This is a genomic window from Pseudomonas sp. B424 (genome assembly GCF_055408345.1).
On sequence record NZ_JBUZTL010000003.1, the window covers coordinates 23,819 to 43,828 of the forward strand.

Genomic DNA, 20,010 nt, shown 5'->3' on the forward strand with positions numbered 1-20,010 from the left:
TTTGTGCACTGCCCATTCGACCACTAGGCGTCAGAAGGCGTGTTTGCCGGACGCTTACGAATAAGGTTTATAAGGAATTATAGAGCGATTCTGGCCGAGCATCCGCCGATGCAGGATTGCCTCAGGCACGGATAGGTCAACGACCAGATCTGCCTCTTCAATAAATACCCACCCTAGGTGAGGTTCTGACAGGATATTGTGGTGCTATCGCAGCAACGACCTGGATGACGGGCTAGGCCTTGCCGTGTTCGACTATCAGCCCGGACGCAGCGGAGAGTATGTGCGTGCGTTCCTGAAGGGCTGGAAAGGTCATATGGTGGTCGACGACTATGCCGGTTACAAAGCGTTGTTTGGTCTTGGCATTACGGAAGTGGGCTGCATGGCCTATGCGCGGCGCAGATTCTTCGAGTTGCATGCGAGCAATCAGAGCTCAGTGGCCGCAGAGGCCTTGCGAAGGATCGCCGAGCTTTACGAGATTGAAGGGCGCGGCAGGAAACTCGACGCAGAACAGCGGCAACAACTGCGCGCTCAAGAAACAAGCCTCAAGCGCTGGCCGGCACTGTCGCGCTACGCACTGAGCGGTAACTTGCCCATTGATAATAACCCCGTCGAGACCGTCATTCGGCCGATCGTTGTCGGTATGAAAAACTGGTTGTTTACCGGGTCAGAGCGCGCGAGTCGACGGGCGGCGGCGATCCAAAGTTTGCTGAAGCGTCGGGCTTTAAAGGGAAGGCCCATAATTGGCCTTCCAAAGCACAACCGCCCGCCGTGCAACATCCCTCTTGATGCCCATCAACCCACCCAGGGAGTCGGTGGTGACGGCGATGTTGTTGACGAACAGGTAATTAGCGGCTGCAACGACCTCCTCATACGACGGAAGGTATGGCCTCGTGTCTAGGTGACGTGCAACTTGAAGCTGCAGCCAGTACGGATGAATATGAAGGTTGTCGCTAAAACGAGACCGAGTGAAACCCTCTCCCTGGAAAACTTCCAGAAAGCGTGATGGCCAGTCCGAGATTAGCCACAGGCCGGTTGTCAGCAAATTAAAGCGCGTGATCGTGCTCTGGTACTCAAAATCCCGATTCGGCTCAATGTCGAAACTCAAACCCAGACGCTCACAAAGAGCCGCCCGAACCCTTTTACCATTACGTCCCCCAATGGCGCCGAGCAAAATTCGCAGCCCATTGAAAAATGATAAGCTGGAGCACAGAGCGAGCGGCCCACCGCTCCACGCGTTTCCTTCCAGCATATTCAGCATGTCACACATGAGCTCTCGGGATTGCGCATCGGGCCAACTAACTTGTGCTGGCTTGGCCATTCCCAGATCGAAACCACAGTGGTGGCATAAGCGAATCGAAAAAGGCGCGGGGGATTTAAGCCACCCCATTCCATGGCGATGAAAGGCCACGGGAGACTCACAGTAAGGACAGTGCTGCAGCATTAGACAGCTATGTTCTCGGCAGACAGTACAGAATGCGAGTCGCCAAGCGCGCCGGTAGAAGGGCTCGGAATCACTTTGAAGACACAAAGGGCAGAATTGCATTCCCTCCCGGCGCCGAGTGCGGTGATAGATACCTGCGGGCAACAACCAAATTGCATCGCCACAGACGGGCAACGTTTCGAACAACATTCCCTCGTAGTAACTGAGAGTCATGGATTGGATAGCAAGCTCCGATTGCTGAGTGTGATTCTTCAAAACCTCCAGTAGCGCTGGTGGAGGGTGCCGATCGATATCCCGGTTCCAGATCGGTGCCTTGTATTCCAGCAGACTGAAATAAAAGGTGTGCAGCGCAAATACGTTTGAGAATGCCAACCTCACCATCCAGGACGAAAGTAGTTCGCCCTGACGTGGTTGAGGGTGAACAGGGAGCAACATCAGATCCTCGATGCCAGCCGAGTTCGCTCATCCGGCGGAATGTAGCGACACTCGTTCATCACCTCCATCGTGATCTGCTCGGTTCCTGTAATGATTGCATGCTCGGTGGCAGCGTTCAGGAGCAGTGAGAGCTCACCAATTGTTCCACCACACATTGCTAACGCTTTAGCTGCTAAACGTGCCTCGTGTAGCCCAGAAGGCTTACGCAACGGAAGCAGGCGCTCGAACGACGCCAACAATTGCCTGAACTCCTTGTCCATTTCCCATTTGGGCAAAAAATCTGGCTGAAAGCGGTTCTGGATCTGTGGGTCGATACTCACAGCCCGCAGGAGATCACCTGTCCCACAACCAACAATTGAAATCTGCAATTCATTGCTCAGATATTTGAGCATATTAAGATATTGCTGTTGCTTCACGGACGAGCCCGCAAGCATATTGTGCAAGTCGTCGATAATCAGAATTTTTAGCTGCACTTTTCTCATCACCCTAATCGCTCGCAGACGTTTAATATCTAGTGATGAGCGTGGGACACTTTCATACAAGTGAATGAGAATTTCAGAGTAGATGCTTGTTTCAGATGGAGTCGATGGCGACTCAATTCTCAGCACAGGACAAACAATATTCTCACCTTCTGGATTTTCCTGTGGGCGATTGCGCTCATAAAAATAGTTGATTAAATTTGACTTTCCATTGTTACTACTTCCAATCAGAAGCATATTCGGCATTCGTGTCTGCCGAGGGAAATTCAATAACCGGTCGAGCTTGCTCAATGTATCAAGCGCTCGGGGATAGCCAATCCAGCGAGGCTGATCGAGCCAACGAAGACGAGACTGCCCGTCGAGCTCGATACACCCTAAGGTGTTAGGATGTAAATGGGCGTATGTGGTCATCTTGAAAACTTCCCAACTTCAATGTTGTCGAATGGCTTAATGTCATCTTCAGAAAAATCTGACTCGCTAATCTTGTCAATTGATGGGTTCATAGCTGCTCGTTTTTGTTGGACGACACTCCAATGTTTCATTTTTTCCTTGCGTCTTAGACTTCTTTTTTCAGAGGAGCGCCGCTGCTTCGCCAGGCGGGTTCTCTCGATGGCCTCGTCTATCATGTTCCGCATAATTTTGACGCCTTTGAATATCATGTCTTCATTAATATGCGCATGCGGGTTCTCCTTTTCTTTTTTGACTACAGCTCTCAATTCCCAGAGGCTTATGGCAGCGTGAGCACTATTCAGATATGGGATCTGCACGTAGGTATGGGTATCAGGATCTAGAAAATGAACTGAGCTAATATCCCGAGGGTCGTAAGCAAATACGAATTTGCGAGATTTTTTTGAAAGTGGATCTGTAACACCAATCCATTTCCGCAGAACCGGTGAATAGTAATTGATATAATTTATCAAAACCCCGCTTTGCTGAACCGTCCTTTCCACATAAGGAGTAAAGTCAAGCCGAAAGGTTTCCTCGTCCTGCACAGGGAATGGCAGGCCCACCCCAAGCTGAGTTTCCGTACCATGGACGAAATTGTTATAAATATTTATTGGAGGGACATCGTTTATCCCAGCGTGAGCCTTATGGTGATACCGATAAACTATAAACACAGTAAACCACAATTCAAGCTCTTCTAAAGTCATACAAGCACGACTCTCAGAGTCGTACTTCATCTTTGATTTTACATTAGAAAATGTCGTGCCTGGAATAGTGTGAGTTTCTTGCATGAACGTTCTAAATGCACGCTCCACATGCGGGCCATAGTTAGGCTGTTTTCTAGGTCTGAACTCAAGGATTATATTATGTTGATCACAGGCTCGCTTGAGCATGCTCCCTTGAAACTCCTTGGCATTATCAACGTGAATCTTTGTCATTTTGCCATATATAGGCCAGTCTGCGAGAATATCCCGTTTGGCAAGCCACGTTTCTTTTCTCAGTACAGCATGAGCTATGCACAAGCCAGCGGACATGGCGCTTGGATTGTCTAGTGTCAAGTAAAAACCGGTAAGCATCTTCGTCGCCACATCTATAGCAATGGTCAGATACGGACGACCGATCGGTAATCGATGTGTTTCATCAACGATAATGATATCCATTGGTGTATGATCAATTTGGACAACAGCATTCGGATAATCCCCCCCAGGAAAACTACCGCGATGCGGAGTAAGATCATCTCTGACCTTTTCAGAACCATAACGCTCCCGAGTCAGCGTTTCCTTGTCAATATTTTTTACTCTAAAATATATTGTATTTAAATGGGGTGATGGCAATCCCGCTGCACGACAAACGACACTAATCTCATTGCAGAGGTTAGGCACTTTAGGTCGTTCCTTCGTAAGGTAAAAGTTCTTAATTTTATCTTGTATAATATATTCGACTTCTTCGTTCAAGCGTCGCCCGCCTTTATCCGCACGTTCGGCGCGCGCAAGGGAAGACACCAGTTCTTTATCGTTATATTTTTTTAACCAGCGATAGATGGTGGGGACACTTACTCCCGAAGCATCTGCAACTTTTTTCACATCTTCCGCCACTCGCCCCTTGCTGTTCAAAAGAGGGCGTATTATCTCGAACCGGCTAACAGTCTTATTCCATTCCTCGCTTTTACTGAGCAGCAAGGGCGACTTTGCTGATTTTGTGCTCAGCAGGTTAAGTGATAAATCACTCACACGAACCAACTCAGTTGCTCCAGTTTCTAAAATTCGGACAATTGCCTCCGTGAGCCCTTTAATCTCAATCAGCACCGCTGCGTCTGTATGCCGGTACACTAGCTGACCTGGGACCAACGTCTTCATATCAATCCTCCAGCTTCCAAATTTTGGAAGCCATGCATAACGGCTTTTCTAGATCGCACCCTATTTTGCCCACGGCAATCAGGTGCCATAACACCGGTATCAGCTCGATTCTGCTCGCAGTGCTTTGCGATAGGTAAATCAATATAGATTCAGGGGTGGCCTCTCCTCGCTCGGCAAGAGCAGAAATCAATCGGTCAGCCGCGCTTGGAGAAGGAGTCCGATCCAGAAACGACCAAAGAAATTTTGTATTGGTCAAATAAGGGGTTCTGATCTCGCGCTCAGTGAAGACCTGAAACCGCCAGCCTCGCAGGGCGCAATAGGCCTTAGCTGCCCGAAATTTTGGCATCAGGATTTTCCACTGCTCACGAAAATCGCTTCTAAACTTGACCTCGTAGAGCACCGATGGCTGCTGGGGCTCACCTTCGTTGAAATGGATGAGTCCATCTGGCGTAAATTTGCGCTTCCCGCCATCGGCCGTTCTATATTCGATAGTCAGAGGCTGTGCGAGGAAGCTGCGAACAGTCGGATTAAATCGAATCAGCTCCATCAAATCTCGTTCCAGCGTGGACTCATACTGCCCCATTTTGGGAACAGTGCCTCTCACGCTCCGATGCTTGACTCCAATTTTTCGGACAGGCTGATTTTTGACTTCGCGCTTCATTCGCAGATATCCCTAGAATTTTCTCTATATTCTCATTTATTAATAGGTTTTACAGGCGGCTCCAAGCCGCAACCCGGCGAGATCACCCTCGCCCATCACGGGGTGTTGTTTCTCGATGAGTTCCCCGAGTTCGACCGCAAGGTGCTGGAAGTGTTGAGAGAGCCCATGGAGTCAGGCTTTATCGTGATCGCCCGTGCCCGGGATCGCATGCGCTTTCCGGCGCGCTTCCAGCTGGTTGCGGCGATGAACCCCTGCCCCTGTGGATATCTGGGTGAACCCACGGGCCGCTGCCGCTGCACCCCGCAACAGATCCAGCGTTACCGCAACAAACTCTCTGGCCCTTTGCTCGATCGCATTGATCTGCATTTGACCGTGGCCCGCGAAAGCACCGCCCTCAACCACCCTCTCGCCCCGGACGACACCACGGCCAGTGCGGCCGTGCGGGTGGCCGCGGCCCGTGAGCGCCAGTTGCAACGCCAGGGCTGCGCCAATGCTTTTCTCGACCTGCCAGGCGTGCGGGCCCAATGCACGTTGAGTGACGTCGACACTGCATGGCTGGAGGCGGCCTGTGAGCGAATGACCTTGTCACTTCGGGCCGCTCACCGGTTGCTCAAGGTGGCGCGCACCCTGGCGGATCTGGAGCAGGCGGCGAGCATTGAGCGCAAGCACCTGGCAGAGGCATTGCAGTATCGACCGGTGAGCGGGTGATGGGGCCGGCTTACCCCAACCGCTGCACCACCGGCAGTTCCATCGCAGCGACTTCATGCTGCAAAAAGTCGCTGAGACGCCGCAGGCGCTCGCCGCCGGGACGGGTCTTGGGCCAGACCAGATAATAATTCTCACCACTGGCCACCGCGGCCTTGAACGGCAGGCTCAAGCGGCCCTGGGCAACGTCTTCGGCCACCATCAGCAAGTCGCCCATCGATACGCCATAGCCCCGGGCAGCGGCAATCATGCCCAGCTCCAGGGTGTCGAAGACTTGCCCGCCCTTGAGCGACACCTGGCCGCCAAGGCCCATGCAGTCAAGCCAGCGGCGCCAGTCCCGGCGATCAGGCGTGGGGTGCAGCAACTCAGTGGCGGCCAGTCGCTTGGCGTCCCAGGGGTGTTCATCCTGCAAGTTGGGGGCACCGACCGGGATCAGCATCTCCGGGAACAGCAGCGTGGCCTCCCAGTCAGGCGGGAAGTGGCCGTTGCTCAGCAGCACGGCGCAGTCGAACGGTTCCTGGTTGAAGTCCACATGGTCGATGTCCATCCAGGCGCTGGTCAGTTGCACCTCGTTACCGGCCTGCAAGTGACGAAAGCGGCTCAGGCGGGCCAGGAGCCAGCGCATGGTCAAGGTGGAAGGGGCTTTCATACGCAAGATGTCATCTTCGGCGCGCAAGGTAGTGCAGGCCCGTTCCAGGGCGGCAAAGCCTTCGCGAACACCCGGCAGCAGCAGGCGGGCGGCTTCGGTGAGTTGCAGGCTGCGGCCATTGCGCTGAAATAATCGGCAGGCGAAATGCGCCTCCAGGGTTTTGATATGGCGGCTGACGGCACTCTGGGTGATCGACAGCTCTTCGCCCGCCCGCGTAAACGAACTATGGCGAGCCGCAGCCTCAAAGGCGCGCAAGGCATAAAGCGGAGGAAGACTACGAGACATGGAGAATTGTCCTGTTGTGAAACGGATGTGTGGTCTTGGCCGAATCAGCTTTAGCATGAGTTTTAATCATGCCAATGATCGTTTTTATCCCTTTGCTTAAAACACTCAACGCGCCGAGAATCAAGCCCTTCAACGCACCCATAGAAATAGAACAGATGACCAAACAGCATCCTGCACGTATCGAACTCAAGGCCATCATGCGGCTTGCAGGGCCGCTGATCGCTTCGCAGTTGGCTCACATGCTGATGGTGCTCACCGACACCCTGATGATGGCGCGCTTGAGCCCCGAGGCTCTGGCAGGCGGCAGCCTGGGGGCCGCCAGCTACTCATTTGTGTCGATTTTCTGTATCGGTGTGATTGCGGCCGTAGGCACGCTGGTCTCGATTCGCCAGGGCGCGGGCGATATTGAAGGCGCGACCCGTCTGACCCAGGCGGGGATCTGGCTGGCGTGGGCGCTGGCGCTGGGCGGCGCGATCATGTTGTGGAACATCAAACCCATATTGCTGCTGTTTGGGCAAACCCCGAGCAACGTTGAAATGGCGGGGCAGTTTTTGATGCTGCTGCCGTTTGCCCTGCCCGGCTACATGACCTTCATGGCCCTGCGCGGTTTTACCAGCGCCATGGGCCGGCCCATGCCGGTCATGGTGATCAGCCTGATCGGCACCGTGGCCAACTTTTTACTCAATTACGCCCTGATTACCGGCATGTTCGGCCTGCCAAAACTGGGGTTGATGGGCATCGGTCTGGTGACGGCGATTGTGGCGACCTGCATGGCACTGGGTCTGGCCTGGCATATCCATCGCCACCCGGCCTACGACGCGTATCCAATCAGCAAAGGCCTGTCGCGGATCAATCTGACTTACCTGCGGGAGCTGTGGCGTCTGGGCCTGCCGATTGGGGGCACTTACGCGGTGGAGGTTGGGCTGTTTGCCTTCGCGGCGCTGTGCATGGGCACCATGGGCAGCACCCAATTGGCGGCGCACCAGATCGCGCTGCAGATCGTGTCGACGGCATTCATGGTACCGGCGGGGATGTCGTACGCGATCACCATGCGCATCGGTCAGCATTATGGCGGCGGCGACTTGCTGCGGGCGCGGTTGGCCGGCCGGGTCGGTATCGGTTTTGGCGCATTTGTGATGCTCGGGTTTTCGGTGGTGTTCTTGTTCTGGCCAAATGAACTGGTGGGCTTGTTTCTGGATTACAACGACCCGGCATTCCGCCCGGTATTTGAACTGGCCGTCAGCCTGCTGGCAGTGGCCGCATGGTTTGAGCTGTTCGATGGTGCGCAAACCATCGCCATGGGCGCGATTCGCGGGCTCAAGGATGCCAAGACCACCTTTCTGGTCGGGCTGTTTTGCTACTGGGCGATTGGTGCACCGATGGCCTGGATGCTGGCCTTTACCTTTGGCTGGGGCCCGTCCGGTGTCTGGTGGGGGCTGGCGGTGGGGCTGGCCTGTGCGGCGATCAGCCTGACTCTGGCATTCGAATGGAAAGTGCGGCGCATGCTCAAACGTGAACGCAAGGCGGCGAAAACGGCGGCGCTAGAGGCGGCGTGACGCACGACCTGTAGCCGCAGGCCTAGATTGCCTGCGGCATCACCTTTTGTTGGGCGCCAAAGGTCAAATACTCCACCAGCTCTGCCAGCGGCAGCGGTTTGCTGATTAAGTAGCCCTGCACCTGGTCGCAGCCAAATGCCCTCAAAAGAGCAAGCTGCTCGGGGGTTTCGACGCCCTCGGCGACCACTTCCAGTTTGAGGTTGTGAGCCAGGTTGATCATGGCGTGGACAAGCTTGCGATTTTCTTCGCGGCTTTCCATGCCCCCCACGAAGCTTTTATCGATCTTGAGCAGCGCAATCGGCAGGCTGTTGAGGTGCACAAACGATGAAAAGCCGGTGCCGAAGTCATCCAGCGAAAAGCGCACCCCGAGTCGGCCCAGGGCATCCATGGTTTGCTTGACCAGATCGCTGCGTCGCATGACGGCCGTTTCGGTCAGTTCGAACTCCAGCCACTGCGCCTCAACCCCCCGTTCGGTAATCAGGCGGCTGAGGGTCGAGAGCAACTGACTGTCCTGGAACTGGCGGAAAGACAGGTTGACCGCCATATGCAACGGCTCCAGCCCGCGTTCGCGCAGCGCCTGCATATCGCGCAGGGCCCGGGAGATGACCCAGTAACCCAGTGGCACGATCAGCCCGCTTTGCTCGGCCAGCGGCACGAACTCGCTGGGTGCGAGCAAGCCGCGCTCGGGGTGACGCCAGCGAACCAGCGCCTCGAGCCCGACGATCTGGCCCGTGCCCAGATCCAGGCGCGGCTGGTAATGCAGTTCCAGTTCGTCACGACGCAGGGCCCTGCGCAGCTCGCTTTCGAGGTCGGCCAGGCTGCGGGCATTGCGATTGATGCGTTCGTTAAACACATGAAAGGTGCAGCCCTGGGTGCTTTTGGCCTGTTGCATGGCGATATGCGCGTGCCACATCAACGGGTCGGCCCCGGCGCTGGCCCGTGCATGGGCGATGCCCAGGCTGCAGCCGATCAGCAGGCTTTCGCCATCGACCCAGTAGGGCTCTGCCATGACCTCGGTTATGCGCTCGGCCATCCATTCGGCCCGCTCCGGGGCGCGATGGGTGTTGATCAGGAGGGCGAACTCATCGCTGCCCAGCCGGGCCAGCTGGTCGCCGGCTTCAAGCTGGCTTTTGAGACGCGCCACCACTTGCAGGATCAAACGGTCGCCGGCCTGATGGCCCAACGCGTCGTTGGCGTGTCGAAAGTTGTCCAGGTCCAGGTGCCCGAGGGCGATGCCGCGGCCGTCACTTTCGGCCAGGCGTACGGCCAGCAGGGTCTGGAAGCCCTGGCGGTTGGCGATGCCGGTCAGCGGGTCTTCTTCGGCCAGGCGCAGCAACGTGTGTTCCAGCACGCCGCGTTCGCGTACATGCCGCAGGCAGCGACGCAGCACGTCGGTTGTCAGGGTGCTGCTGACCAGCCAGTCGCTGACACCTTGGGGCGCCGCTGCAGGCTCAGTGTCGAGCAACAAAACAGTGGGCAAGCGACAGCGGCCCGCTGAAGGCTGCAGAGCCGGGGTGGTCAGGAGCAGCGCATTTCGATCGTTCTCGAACAGATGGCTGACAGACTCCCGGCTTGGCGCGCAAATGATGACGGCCGTGCTTCCCATAGGCCTCAGACACTCGCGCAATAACGCTGCCCAAGATGGCTCTTCGGCCAGTAGCAGCAAACGCAAGGGTTCGACAGGCGTAGACAAGCTAGCTCCCTAGACTCTGCAAAATATCAGGCGATGGGCATTATGCCGTGCCGACAACCAACGGCAAATGATATTGGTTATCAAGTACTTATTTGCAGCATAAACCTTACGGTAGCCGCCAATACGCTTGGCATCCTGCGCGAAACTGACAAAAGCGGCAAATTTAGATGATGTGCGTGTCACACCGTCGCACAGAGGCAGCAATATCTGCTCATCCTGTTAAAATGCCCGCCCTTTTTATAAACGACCCCTAATCTCGCCATGTCCCGACTCAATCCCCGGCAGCAAGAAGCCGTGAGCTACGTCGGCGGTCCTCTTTTGGTGCTCGCCGGCGCGGGCTCGGGCAAAACCAGCGTGATTACCCGCAAAATCGCGCACTTGATCCAGAACTGCGGCATCCGTGCCCAGTACATCGTCGCCATGACCTTTACCAATAAGGCTGCTCGCGAGATGAAAGAGCGGGTCGGCACTTTGCTCAAAAAGGGTGAAGGTCGCGGCTTGACGGTGTGCACGTTCCACAACCTGGGGCTGAACATCATCCGCAAGGAGCATGCGCGGCTGGGCTACAAGCCAGGGTTCTCGATCTTTGACGAGGCCGATGTCAAAGCGCTGATGACCGACATCATGCAAAAGGAATACTCGGGCGACGACGGGGTCGACGAGATCAAGAACATGATCGGCTCGTGGAAAAACGACCTGGTCCTGCCGCCGCAAGCGCTGGAAAACGCGCGAAGCCCTAAAGAGCAGACGGCGGCCATTGTCTACACCGCCTATCAGCGCACGCTCAAGGCCTACAACGCGGTGGACTTTGACGACCTGATCCTGCTGCCGGTGAAGCTGTTCGAAGAGCACGCCGACATCCGTGAAAAGTGGCAGAACAAAGTGCGTTACCTGTTGGTGGACGAATATCAGGACACCAACGCCAGCCAGTATTTGCTGGTCAAATACCTGATTGGCACGCGCAACCAGTTCACCGTGGTAGGTGATGACGACCAGTCGATCTACGCCTGGCGTGGTGCCCGCCCGGAAAACCTGATGCTGCTCAAGGACGATTATCCGTCCCTGAAAGTGGTGATGCTGGAGCAAAACTATCGCTCCACCAGCCGCATTTTGCGCTGCGCCAACGTGCTGATTTCGAACAACCCCCACGAATTCGAGAAGCAACTGTGGAGCGAAATGGGCCACGGCGACGAAGTCCGGGTCATTCGCTGTCGCAACGAAGACGCCGAAGCCGAGCGCGTAGCCGTCGAAATTCTTACCCTGCACCTGCGCACCGACCGGCCCTATAGCGACTTTGCGATCCTGTATCGCGGTAACTACCAGGCCAAACTGATCGAGTTGAAGCTGCAGCACCATCAGATTCCCTACCGTTTGTCGGGCGGCAACAGCTTCTTCGGGCGTCAGGAAGTTAAAGACTTGATGGCCTACTTTCGCCTGATTGTGAACCCGGACGACGACAACGCGTTCTTGCGGGTGATTAACGTCCCGCGTCGCGAAATCGGTTCCACCACGCTGGAGAAGCTCGGTAACTACGCCACCGAGCGCAAAATCTCGATGTATGCCGCCACCGATGAAATTGGTTTGGGTGAACATCTGGACGCTCGTTTCACCGATCGTCTGGCGCGCTTCAAGCGCTTCATGGACCGCGTGCGGCAACAATGCTCGGGTGAAGATCCGATTGCGGCGCTGCGCAGCATGATCATGGACATCGACTACGAGAACTGGCTGCGCACCAACAGCTCCAGCGAAAAAGCGGCGGACTACCGCATGTCCAACGTCTGGTTCCTGGTCGAGGCGTTGAAAAACACCCTCGAAAAAGACGAAGACGGGGCCATGACCATCGAGGAAGCCATCGGCAAGCTGGTCTTGCGTGACATGCTTGAGCGTCAGCAAGAAGAGGAAGACGGTGCTGAAGGCGTGCAGATGATGACCTTGCACGCCTCCAAGGGGCTGGAATTTCCCTATGTATTCATCATGGGCATGGAAGAAGAAATCCTGCCGCACCGCTCCAGCATCGAGGCGGATACCATTGAAGAAGAACGGCGTCTTGCCTACGTAGGCATTACCCGTGCCCGTCAGACGCTGGCCTTTACCTTCGCCGCCAAGCGCAAGCAGTACGGCGAGATCATCGATTGTGCGCCGAGTCGCTTCCTCGATGAGTTGCCACCGGACGATCTGGCCTGGGAAGGCAACGACGATACCCCCACCGAAGTGAAGGCGGTTCGCGGAAATACGGCATTGGCCGATATACGCGCGATGTTAAAACGCTAGAATCGACTATTTTTTACTCTACCTTCAGCGCATAAGCGCTATTTGAGGACGTTACGTTGGAAGCACTGCACAAGAAAATTCGCGAAGAAGGCATCGTGCTTTCCGATCAGGTTTTGAAGGTTGATGCCTTTTTGAACCACCAGATCGACCCAGCGCTGATGAAAGAAATTGGCGACGAGTTTGCGCGTTTGTTCAAGGATTCGGGCATTACCAAGATCGTCACCATCGAAGCGTCGGGTATTGCCCCTGCCGTGATGACTGGCTTGAACTTGGGTGTACCTGTGATTTTCGCGCGTAAGCACCAGTCCCTGACCCTGACTGAAAACTTGCTGTCGGCCACGGTGTATTCGTTCACCAAGCAGACTGAAAGCACCGTTGCGATTTCCCCGCGTCACCTGCAAAGCACTGACCGCGTGTTGGTGATCGACGACTTCCTGGCCAACGGCAAGGCGTCCCAGGCGCTGATTTCGATCATCAAACAAGCCGGCGCTACCGTTGCCGGTCTGGGCATCGTGATCGAGAAGTCGTTCCAGGGCGGCCGGGCCGAGCTGGACGCACAGGGCTACCGCGTAGAATCCCTGGCCCGGGTCAAATCCCTGGCAGGCGGTAAAGTGACCTTTATCGAGTAAGCCCGCTATGTAGCCGCTGCCGCAGGCTGCGATAAGTGCCGCAGGACCTTGCCTTCAAAAGCCGGGGCCGCTGCGTTGCCCATCGCATCCTCGCTTCGCTCCTCAGCGGCTACATTCAGCGTTTGGTTGCTTGCAACCCCGCCAGCAGCAAGCGCTGATACAGCTCTTCGCGCAGCCCGTCAGGCTTGGGCAGCTGCATGCGCGTGAGGTGTTCAGGGAATGCCTGCGGCGAGGGCGCGTCCAGCGTGGCCTTGCCCAGCTGGTAAATCTGCGTGAGCTTGAATTTGCTCTTGAGCCAGTTCAACGCTCGTAGCAGGTCCTGTTCCTGCGCGCTGAAATCGCTGCCCAGCGGGTACTCCGGGAACAAGTGCGGGTGCTTCGCGGCAATCCCCTGCAAGCGTTCCGGGTTGTTGTCGGCAAACCGTGGATCAAGGCAAAAGTCCTTGGGCAGTTTGCCGACTTGTTGCGCCTGGGCGATCAGTTCGCTCTGGAAGCGCGAGTCGCTGATATTGAGCAGCGCTTCGATCACGTTGCGGTCGGTTTTGCCGCGTAAATCGGCGATGCCGTATTCAGTGATCACGATGTCGCGCAAATGCCGAGGGATGGTGCAATGGCCGTATTCCCAGACGATGTTGGAACTCACATCACCGCCCGACTCACGCCAGCTGCGCAGGATGATCACTGAGCGTGCGTCATGCAGCGCGTGGCCCTGGGCGACGAAGTTGTATTGCCCGCCGACACCGCTGAGCACTCGTCCGTCTTGCAGCTGATCGGCTACGGCAGCGCCGAGCAAGGTGGCGGTGAAGGCACTGTTCACGAAGCGGGCATCGCGCCGCTGCAGGCGCTTGAGCGTCTCCTGGCCGAACAGTTCGTTGATGTAGCTGATGGCGGTCATGTTGAATTCGGCGCGCTTGCTGTGAGGCAGTTCCCGTAGCCGCTGGTAAAAGCTCTGCGGGCCGAGAATGAAGCCGCCGTGGATGCTCACGCCGTCGCTGTGCAGGCTTTCGTCCAGGGTGCCCGCATTGGCCTGCGCTTGCCGCTCGGCATCGGGGTAGACCTTGCGTCGCACAATCCCGGCATCCGCCAGCACCATCAGCCCGTGTACAAACATTTCGCTGCAACCGTACAAGCCCCGGGCGAATGGTTCGACCCCGCCCTGCTGCTCAATCAGCGTGCGCCAGGGCGTGATATCGATTGCGTCGAGCAAGGCGCGATAGCCCTCGTTGTCGCCATGACGCGCGAGCAAGGCAGCACTCAGGGCATCCCCCATAGAGCCGATACCAATCTGCAATGTGCCGCCATCGCGTATCAGGGTGCTGGCGTGCACGCCGATGAAGTGGTCTTGCAGGGTCACGGGCATGTTGGGGGTAGAAAACAGCGTGGTGCGCTCATCGTCGTCGATCAGGTAGTCAAAGTCGTCGGCATTGAGTTCTGAGTCGCCGGGCATATAGGGCAAGTCACTGTGCACGTGGCCCAGCATCAGAATGGTTTCGCCCGCGGCTCGGCGCTTGGCGATCATGGGCAATAAATCGAGGGTGATGTCGGGGTTGCAGCTCAGGCTCACGCGCCGTGCATCTTGCGGGTCGCGGGCAATCAGTTGCGCTACCAGATTGAGGCCGCTGGCATTGATATCGCGGGCCGCGTGGCTGTAATTGCTGCTGACGTAATCCTGCTGGGCCGCAGGGCTGTTGAGCAGGCTACCCGGCTGCATGAAGAACTGCTCGACGTGGATGTTCTCGGGCATGTGGTTGCGATGCAGGTCGGCGAGATAGTCCAGTTCGATGTAGTCGCCAAATACCCGCTCGACAAAAGGCTCCAGAAACAGTCGTTGCAAACCGTCCCCCAGTGGCGGGCGGCCCAGACTCAGGGCGGTGTAGATCGTCAGTTGCCGCTCGGGCAGCTGCTTGATCCGCTGATACAAGGCGTTGACGAACCGGTTGGCCTTGCCCAGGCCCAGAGGCAGGCCAAGGTGAATATGCATCGGCAGGCGCGCCAGCACATCATCGACTGCGCGCTCGATCGAACAGGACTGCACCATCTGACCCTCCAAAACCATCCGTGTATAGAGATGTGACAGAGACTGACCGGTCTTGGTTGCAAAGAGCAAGGGGCTTCGGGTGTGTGCCTGCTCAAATCCCGGGCACAAAAAAGCCGCCCATCAGCGGCTTTTTTAGAGAGTGTCGGCTTATTTCAAACCGGACATCTTCTCGATGGCACCTTTGAGGTCTTCATCGGAGCACGTCATGCAGGTGCCTTTAGGCGGCATGGCGTTGATACCGGTGATGGCCTTGGCCAGGATGCCATCAAGGCCGCCCTGGTGATCGGCGCGTTCTTTCCAGGCTGCGGTGTCACCGATTTTCGGTGCGCCCAACAGGCCGGTGCCGTGGCAGGCGCTGCAGTGCTTGGCAATGATGTCATCTGCCGACATACCACCGCCGCCGCCTACAGAGGCTGTTACTTCCATCCCTTTGCATTCCTGGCCTTGAACACAGACTTTGCCGACTGGCTCAAGACGTTTTGCGATGTCATCGTTCGTTGCTGCCTGAGCGTTGACTGCCCATAGGGCCACTACTGCTGCTGGTACGGCCAGCATTTTCATAATTAGGTTCACGCGTACACCCTCAATGGTGGCTAGTCACGCCCACAACCACGGTTTCGCGGGCGGGCGAAAGTATAACGGTTAGCCCGCCACTCTGAAACAACCCTAAAGACAAAGGGGGAATAGAGGTGGCGAAATGCAGCATCGGGTGCCTCTGCATGCAGGCAGGGCGCCTCTGTTTTTAGAAGTTCGCCGGGGTAGCTGCGCTGATTAGTCGCGCCGCAACGTCGAACGGATTACGGAAACGGTGTGGCTTTGAGCTTTCAAAATAGTAGCTGTCACCGGCCTCAAGCAGGAAAGTCTCAAGACCTACGGTCAACTCTAGGCGACCTTCGAGCAAAATCCCGGTTTCTTCGCCTTCATGGGTCAACATTTCGTCCCCGGTATCGGCGCCCGGTGGGTAGATCTCGTTGAGAAACGCAATGGCCCGGCTCGGATGTGCTTTGCCGACCAGTTTCATGGTCACGGCACCATCGGAAATGTCGATCAGTTCATTGGCTTTGTAGACAATCTGGGTCGGGTTTTCTTGAAGGATTTCTTCGGAAAAAAATTCGACCATAGATATGGGGATGCCACTCAGCACTTTTCTCAGGGAGCTTATTGAAGGGCTCACGCTGTTCTTTTCGATCATCGAAATGGTGCTGTTGGTGACGCCCGCGCGCTTGGCGAGTTCACGCTGTGACAGGCCTTTGAGTTTGCGGATGGATTGCAGTCGTTCACCGACGTCCAATGCGGGAGCCTCCTGGGGTCAGATTCAGGTCGAGAAGTCGCCATCATGGCGATAGCGTTCAGTATTTACAACACTTCGACTTCAAACCTGGGTGCCCATTTGGCCCCGCCTATTGGATACAACCCATCAGCTCCCGGAATAGAGGCGTGGCGCTCGTTTCAGGTTGCAGAAAATCTGGTAAGGAATGGTGTCTGCCTTGGCGGCCACTTCACTGGCGAGGATGTTTTTGCCCCACAGTTCAACCGTTGAGCCAAGCCCTGCCTGGGGTACATCGGTGAGGTCGATGCACAGCATGTCCATCGATACCCGGCCCAGCAATTGGCTACGCACGCCGGCCACGAGTACCGGAGTGCCGGTCGGTGCCTGACGCGGGTAGCCGTCGGCATAACCCATGGCCACCACGCCAATACGCATGGGTTTGGGGGTGATGAATTTCGCGCCATAGCCCACTGGCTCGCCGGCAGGCAATTCACGTACGCAGATCACTTTTGACTCCAGGGTCATCACCGGCTGCAGGCGTGATGCAGTGGCCTGGGGCTCTTCAAATGGCGAGGCGCCGTACAGCATCAGGCCCGGCCGTACCCAGTCACTTGGCACACGTGGCCAGCCGAGTACCGCCGGCGAGTTGCGCAAGCTGATTTCAGCCGTCAAGTCGGCGCGGGCTCCCAGGAACACAGCGACTTGCTCTACGCTGCGGGTGCAATCCAGCTCATCGGCGCGGGCAAAGTGGCTCATCAGCACGATTTTGGTCACGTTGGCGCTGGCTTGCAGGCGCTGGTAAGCGGCTTTGTAGTCGCCCGGGTGCAGGCCGACGCGGTGCATGCCGCTGTCCAGCTTCAGCCATACGTGGATCGGCCTGGCGAGCTTGGCCTGCTCGATTGCATCGAGCTGCCACAGCGAATGCACCACGCACCAAAAATCGTGTTCGACGATCAGTGGCAGTTCATCCGCTTCAAAAAAACCTTCGAGCAGCAGGATAGGCGCACGAATACCGGCGGCGCGCAGTTCCAGTGCTTCTTCAATACAGGCGACGGCAAAACCGTCGGCTTCAGCCTCAAGGGCCTGGGCGCAGCGCACGGCACCGTGGCCGTAGGCATCGGCCTTGATCACAGCGAGGGCTTTGGCCCCCGTGACTTCACGGGCCAGTTGGTAGTTGTGACGCAGGGCTTGGAGGTCGATCAGGGCACGGGCTGGGCGCATGGTGGCGGGCTTCTAACGGCTGCTGAATAAAAAACCGGCGCTGGCCTGCGGCGTTAACCGCGTGCCGCGCCGGAAGAGGGACATGTTACTGAAGCAAAAAGGTTATGGCAGTGCCGCGACGACAGACAGTTCGACCAGGATTTCCGGTTCGCACAGTTTGGCTTCAACGGTAGCGCGGGCCGGCGCGACGCCTTTAGGCAGCCACTGGTCCCACACGCTGTTCATGCCGACAAAATCGGCATCGATGTCTTTGAGGTAGATGGTCACCGACAGAATGCGGCTTTTGTCAGTGCCCGCCAGGTCCAGCAAGTGTTCGATGTTGGCCAGTGTTTCGCGGGTTTGCTGCTCAACCCCGGCGTTCATGTCGTCGCCGACTTGCCCGGACAGGTAAACAGTCCCGTTATGGGCAACGATCTGGCTCATGCGGTCATTGGTGAGCTGGCGCTGGATTGCCATGTTTTGCAGTCTCCTGGTGGTTGCCGTAGCGGGAAATATCAAGGCCTTCGGCGCTGATTTGCGGGGTCTTCCTGGCCATCACGTCCGCAAGGAAACGACCGGAACCGCAGGCCATGGTCCAGCCCAGTGTGCCATGACCGGTGTTCAGGAACAGGTTTTTGAACGGGGTTGCGCCCACGATCGGTGTACCGTCCGGTGTGGTCGGGCGCAGGCCGGTCCAGAAACTGGCCTGGCTCAGGTCACCGCCCTGAGGATAAAGGTCGTTGACGATCATCTCCAGGGTTTCGCGTCGACGCGGGTTCAGCGACAGGTCAAAACCGGCGATTTCAGCCATGCCGCCAACGCGGATGCGGTTGTCGAAACGGGTGATCGCGACCTTGTAGGTTTCGTCGAGAATGGTCGAGGTCGGGGCCATGTCCGGGTTGGTGATCGGAATGGTCAACGAATAACCCTTGAGCGGGTAAACCGGAGCCTTGATCCCCAATGGCTTGAGCATTTGTGGCGAGTAGCTGCCCAGTGCCAGTACGTAACGATCGGCGGTTTCGAGTTTGCCGTCGATCATCACGCCATTGATGCGGTCGCCCGCGTAGTCCAGACGTTGAATGTCCTGGCCGAAGCGGAACTCGACACCCAGATTCTTGGCCATTTCAGCCAGGCGGGTGGTGAACATCTGGCAGTCGCCGGTCTGGTCATTCGGCAGGCGCAGAGCACCGGCCAGAATATCGGTGACGTTGGCCAGTGCCGGCTCAACCCGGGCAATACCGGCGCGGTCGAGCAGCTCGAAAGGCACGCCGGACTCTTTGAGTACGGCGATGTCCTTGGCCGCGCCATCCAGTTGGGCCTGGGTGCGGAACAGTTGAGTGGTACCCAAGTTGCGGGCCTCGTAGGCAATACCGGTTTCGGCGCGCAGTTCATCGAGGCAGTCACGGCTGTACTCGGACAGGCGAACCATGCGCTCCTTGTTCACGGCATAGCGGCTGGCGGTGCAGTTGCGCAGCATCTGCGCCATCCACAGGTACTGGTCGATATTGGCAGTCGCCTTGATGGCCAGGGGCGCGTGGCGCTCCAGCAGCCATTTGATCGCTTTGAGCGGCACGCCCGGCGCGGCCCATGGCGAAGCATAGCCCGGGGACACCTGGCCGGCGTTGGCGAAACTGGTTTCCATTGCAACGGCTGGCTGACGGTCTACAACGACCACATCGAAACCGGCTCGGGCCAGATAATAGGCGCTGGCAGTACCAATAACGCCGCCACCCAATACCATAACTCGCATATTCATATCCCTCATCGCGGCCAGCCGCTGACGTTTATTGTTCAAAGCGAAGATGAGCGCAGTATATGAAGCATTGGCTAGTGGAATTCACTGTATAAGAAGCTATATTTGGCGACAATTCTCGGCCAAAACCCTTTTCACGGAGGAGATTCTCCTATGCGTACAAATCATCAAACAAAGCGTGAACTGGACAAGATTGATCGCAACATTCTGCGCATCCTTCAGGTCGATGGCCGCATTTCGTTTACCGAGCTGGGAGAGAAGGTCGGGCTGTCCACTACGCCCTGTACCGAGCGGGTGCGCCGCCTGGAGCGCGAAGGGATCATCATGGGTTACAACGCCAGGCTCAACCCGCAGCAACTGCAGGGCAGTCTGCTGGTGTTCGTGGAGATCAGCCTTGATTACAAGTCGGGCGATACCTTCGACGAGTTTCGTCGGGCAGTGCTGAAGTTGCCTCACGTGCTGGAGTGCCATCTGGTATCAGGGGATTTTGACTACCTGGTGAAAGCACGGATCAGCGAGATGGCCTCATACCGCAAGCTGCTGGGCGACATCCTGCTCAAGTTGCCCCATGTGCGGGAGTCCAAGAGCTATATCGTGATGGAAGAAGTGAAAGAGAGTTTGTGTTTGCCGATTGCGGATTAAAAG

17 protein-coding genes and 1 pseudogene are annotated in these 20,010 nt (G+C 56.8%); 6 read left to right on the top strand and 12 right to left on the bottom strand.

All coding sequences use genetic code 11. From position 1 onward, the window contains the following. Window positions 1-196 precede the first annotated feature (196 nt). Window positions 197-730 (top strand): annotated as a pseudogene (locus tag ACZRMS_RS04780) (IS66 family transposase); the annotation flags it as partial. Here the strand turns inward: ACZRMS_RS04780 and ACZRMS_RS04785 are convergent. Genes ACZRMS_RS04785 through ACZRMS_RS04800 form a run of 4 tightly spaced genes read right to left on the bottom strand, consistent with a single transcriptional unit; the run spans window position 722 to window position 5,316 of the window. Next, window positions 722-1,876: a TniQ family protein gene (locus ACZRMS_RS04785; protein WP_153404008.1), complete on the bottom strand. Its 1,155-nt coding sequence runs from the start codon at window positions 1,874-1,876 to the stop codon at window positions 722-724. The pseudogene ACZRMS_RS04780 and the gene ACZRMS_RS04785 overlap by 9 nt on opposite strands. Next, window positions 1,876-2,766, bottom strand: a complete 891-nt coding sequence (locus ACZRMS_RS04790) for a TniB family NTP-binding protein (RefSeq protein ID WP_153404005.1) — start codon at window positions 2,764-2,766, stop codon at window positions 1,876-1,878. The genes ACZRMS_RS04785 and ACZRMS_RS04790 overlap by 1 nt, the downstream gene beginning before the upstream one ends. Next, a complete protein-coding gene (locus ACZRMS_RS04795) occupies window positions 2,763-4,655 on the bottom strand; it encodes a Mu transposase C-terminal domain-containing protein (protein WP_153404002.1) in 1,893 nt (630 codons plus the stop codon). Before ACZRMS_RS04795 ends, ACZRMS_RS04790 begins: the two co-directional genes overlap by 4 nt. Before the next feature lies 1 nt (window position 4,656). Then, window positions 4,657-5,316, bottom strand: coding sequence for a TnsA endonuclease N-terminal domain-containing protein (locus ACZRMS_RS04800; RefSeq protein ID WP_153403999.1), 660 nt, complete (start codon window positions 5,314-5,316; stop codon window positions 4,657-4,659). On the opposite strand from ACZRMS_RS04800, the gene ACZRMS_RS04805 reads away from it, so the two are divergent. Beyond that, window positions 5,266-6,024: an ATP-binding protein gene (locus ACZRMS_RS04805; protein WP_463994344.1), complete on the top strand. Its 759-nt coding sequence runs from the start codon at window positions 5,266-5,268 to the stop codon at window positions 6,022-6,024. The two genes, ACZRMS_RS04800 and ACZRMS_RS04805, sit on opposite strands and share 51 nt — an antisense overlap. A 10-nt stretch (window positions 6,025-6,034) precedes the next feature. Here ACZRMS_RS04805 and ACZRMS_RS04810 read toward each other — a convergent pair whose 3' ends face one another. Beyond that, entirely contained in the window at window positions 6,035-6,955 is a 921-nt protein-coding gene (locus tag ACZRMS_RS04810; RefSeq protein WP_463994345.1) for a LysR substrate-binding domain-containing protein, read from the bottom strand. 155 nt (window positions 6,956-7,110) lie between these two features. Here ACZRMS_RS04810 and ACZRMS_RS04815 point away from each other — a divergent pair, with 155 nt between their 5' ends. After that, the gene (locus ACZRMS_RS04815) at window positions 7,111-8,511 is read left to right on the top strand and encodes a NorM family multidrug efflux MATE transporter (protein ID WP_463994626.1); all 1,401 of its coding nucleotides are present in this window, start codon (window positions 7,111-7,113) and stop codon (window positions 8,509-8,511) included. Between the two features lie 22 nt (window positions 8,512-8,533). Here ACZRMS_RS04815 and ACZRMS_RS04820 read toward each other — a convergent pair whose 3' ends face one another. Continuing rightward, on the bottom strand, window positions 8,534-10,204 hold the full coding sequence (locus tag ACZRMS_RS04820; RefSeq protein WP_463994346.1) for a putative bifunctional diguanylate cyclase/phosphodiesterase: 1,671 nt from the start codon (window positions 10,202-10,204) through the stop codon (window positions 8,534-8,536). Between the two features lie 261 nt (window positions 10,205-10,465). On the opposite strand from ACZRMS_RS04820, the gene rep reads away from it, so the two are divergent. Beyond that, window positions 10,466-12,475 (top strand): DNA helicase Rep, encoded by a 2,010-nt coding sequence (rep, locus tag ACZRMS_RS04825; RefSeq protein ID WP_463994347.1) that lies wholly within the window; start codon window positions 10,466-10,468, stop codon window positions 12,473-12,475. Window positions 12,476-12,531: 56 nt separating this feature from the next. Continuing rightward, window positions 12,532-13,104, top strand: a complete 573-nt coding sequence (locus ACZRMS_RS04830; RefSeq protein WP_048361393.1) for a xanthine phosphoribosyltransferase — start codon at window positions 12,532-12,534, stop codon at window positions 13,102-13,104. A gap of 115 nt (window positions 13,105-13,219) precedes the next feature. Here the strand turns inward: ACZRMS_RS04830 and ACZRMS_RS04835 are convergent, their stop codons facing one another. The 6 genes from ACZRMS_RS04835 to dadA form a co-directional block, all read right to left on the bottom strand. After that, window positions 13,220-15,142 carry an acetyl-CoA hydrolase/transferase C-terminal domain-containing protein gene (locus ACZRMS_RS04835; RefSeq protein WP_463994348.1) on the bottom strand — a complete coding sequence of 641 codons (1,923 nt, stop codon included), beginning with the start codon at window positions 15,140-15,142 and terminating at the stop codon, window positions 13,220-13,222. 147 nt (window positions 15,143-15,289) lie between these two features. After that, entirely contained in the window at window positions 15,290-15,703 is a 414-nt protein-coding gene (locus tag ACZRMS_RS04840; RefSeq protein WP_463994627.1) for a c-type cytochrome, read from the bottom strand. A 181-nt stretch (window positions 15,704-15,884) separates the two neighbouring features. Further along, window positions 15,885-16,433: a cupin domain-containing protein gene (locus ACZRMS_RS04845; protein WP_048361390.1), complete on the bottom strand. Its 549-nt coding sequence runs from the start codon at window positions 16,431-16,433 to the stop codon at window positions 15,885-15,887. Window positions 16,434-16,559: 126 nt separating this feature from the next. Further along, window positions 16,560-17,633, bottom strand: coding sequence for an alanine racemase (alr, locus tag ACZRMS_RS04850; RefSeq protein ID WP_463994349.1), 1,074 nt, complete (start codon window positions 17,631-17,633; stop codon window positions 16,560-16,562). A gap of 102 nt (window positions 17,634-17,735) precedes the next feature. Next, window positions 17,736-18,089 (bottom strand): RidA family protein, encoded by a 354-nt coding sequence (locus tag ACZRMS_RS04855; protein WP_048361388.1) that lies wholly within the window; start codon window positions 18,087-18,089, stop codon window positions 17,736-17,738. Next, entirely contained in the window at window positions 18,061-19,362 is a 1,302-nt protein-coding gene (gene dadA, locus ACZRMS_RS04860) for a D-amino acid dehydrogenase (RefSeq protein ID WP_133075049.1), read from the bottom strand. Before dadA ends, ACZRMS_RS04855 begins: the two co-directional genes overlap by 29 nt. Before the next feature lie 156 nt (window positions 19,363-19,518). Between dadA and ACZRMS_RS04865 the strand changes: the two genes are divergently transcribed. Continuing rightward, the gene (locus ACZRMS_RS04865; RefSeq protein WP_463994350.1) at window positions 19,519-20,007 is read left to right on the top strand and encodes an Lrp/AsnC ligand binding domain-containing protein; all 489 of its coding nucleotides are present in this window, start codon (window positions 19,519-19,521) and stop codon (window positions 20,005-20,007) included. Window positions 20,008-20,010 lie beyond the last annotated feature (3 nt).

Excerpts from the sequence above, each read along its gene's own strand:
- ACZRMS_RS04800 (WP_153403999.1), bottom strand. The coding sequence starts at position 5,316 with ATGAAGCGCGAAGTCAAAAATCAGCCTGTCCGAAAAATTGGAGTCAAG.
- ACZRMS_RS04815 (WP_463994626.1), top strand. The coding sequence starts at position 7,111 with ATGACCAAACAGCATCCTGCACGTATCGAACTCAAGGCCATCATGCGG.
- rep (WP_463994347.1), top strand. The coding sequence starts at position 10,466 with ATGTCCCGACTCAATCCCCGGCAGCAAGAAGCCGTGAGCTACGTCGGC.
- dadA (WP_133075049.1), bottom strand. The coding sequence starts at position 19,362 with ATGCGAGTTATGGTATTGGGTGGCGGCGTTATTGGTACTGCCAGCGCC.
- ACZRMS_RS04805 (WP_463994344.1), top strand. The coding sequence starts at position 5,266 with ATGCTTGACTCCAATTTTTCGGACAGGCTGATTTTTGACTTCGCGCTT.
- alr (WP_463994349.1), bottom strand. The coding sequence starts at position 17,633 with ATGCGCCCAGCCCGTGCCCTGATCGACCTCCAAGCCCTGCGTCACAAC.
- ACZRMS_RS04840 (WP_463994627.1), bottom strand. The coding sequence starts at position 15,703 with ATGAAAATGCTGGCCGTACCAGCAGCAGTAGTGGCCCTATGGGCAGTC.
- ACZRMS_RS04785 (WP_153404008.1), bottom strand. The coding sequence starts at position 1,876 with ATGTTGCTCCCTGTTCACCCTCAACCACGTCAGGGCGAACTACTTTCG.
- ACZRMS_RS04835 (WP_463994348.1), bottom strand. The coding sequence starts at position 15,142 with ATGGTGCAGTCCTGTTCGATCGAGCGCGCAGTCGATGATGTGCTGGCG.
- ACZRMS_RS04865 (WP_463994350.1), top strand. The coding sequence starts at position 19,519 with ATGCGTACAAATCATCAAACAAAGCGTGAACTGGACAAGATTGATCGC.
- ACZRMS_RS04810 (WP_463994345.1), bottom strand. The coding sequence starts at position 6,955 with ATGTCTCGTAGTCTTCCTCCGCTTTATGCCTTGCGCGCCTTTGAGGCT.
- ACZRMS_RS04790 (WP_153404005.1), bottom strand. The coding sequence starts at position 2,766 with ATGACCACATACGCCCATTTACATCCTAACACCTTAGGGTGTATCGAG.
- ACZRMS_RS04855 (WP_048361388.1), bottom strand. The coding sequence starts at position 18,089 with ATGGCAATCCAGCGCCAGCTCACCAATGACCGCATGAGCCAGATCGTT.
- ACZRMS_RS04795 (WP_153404002.1), bottom strand. The coding sequence starts at position 4,655 with ATGAAGACGTTGGTCCCAGGTCAGCTAGTGTACCGGCATACAGACGCA.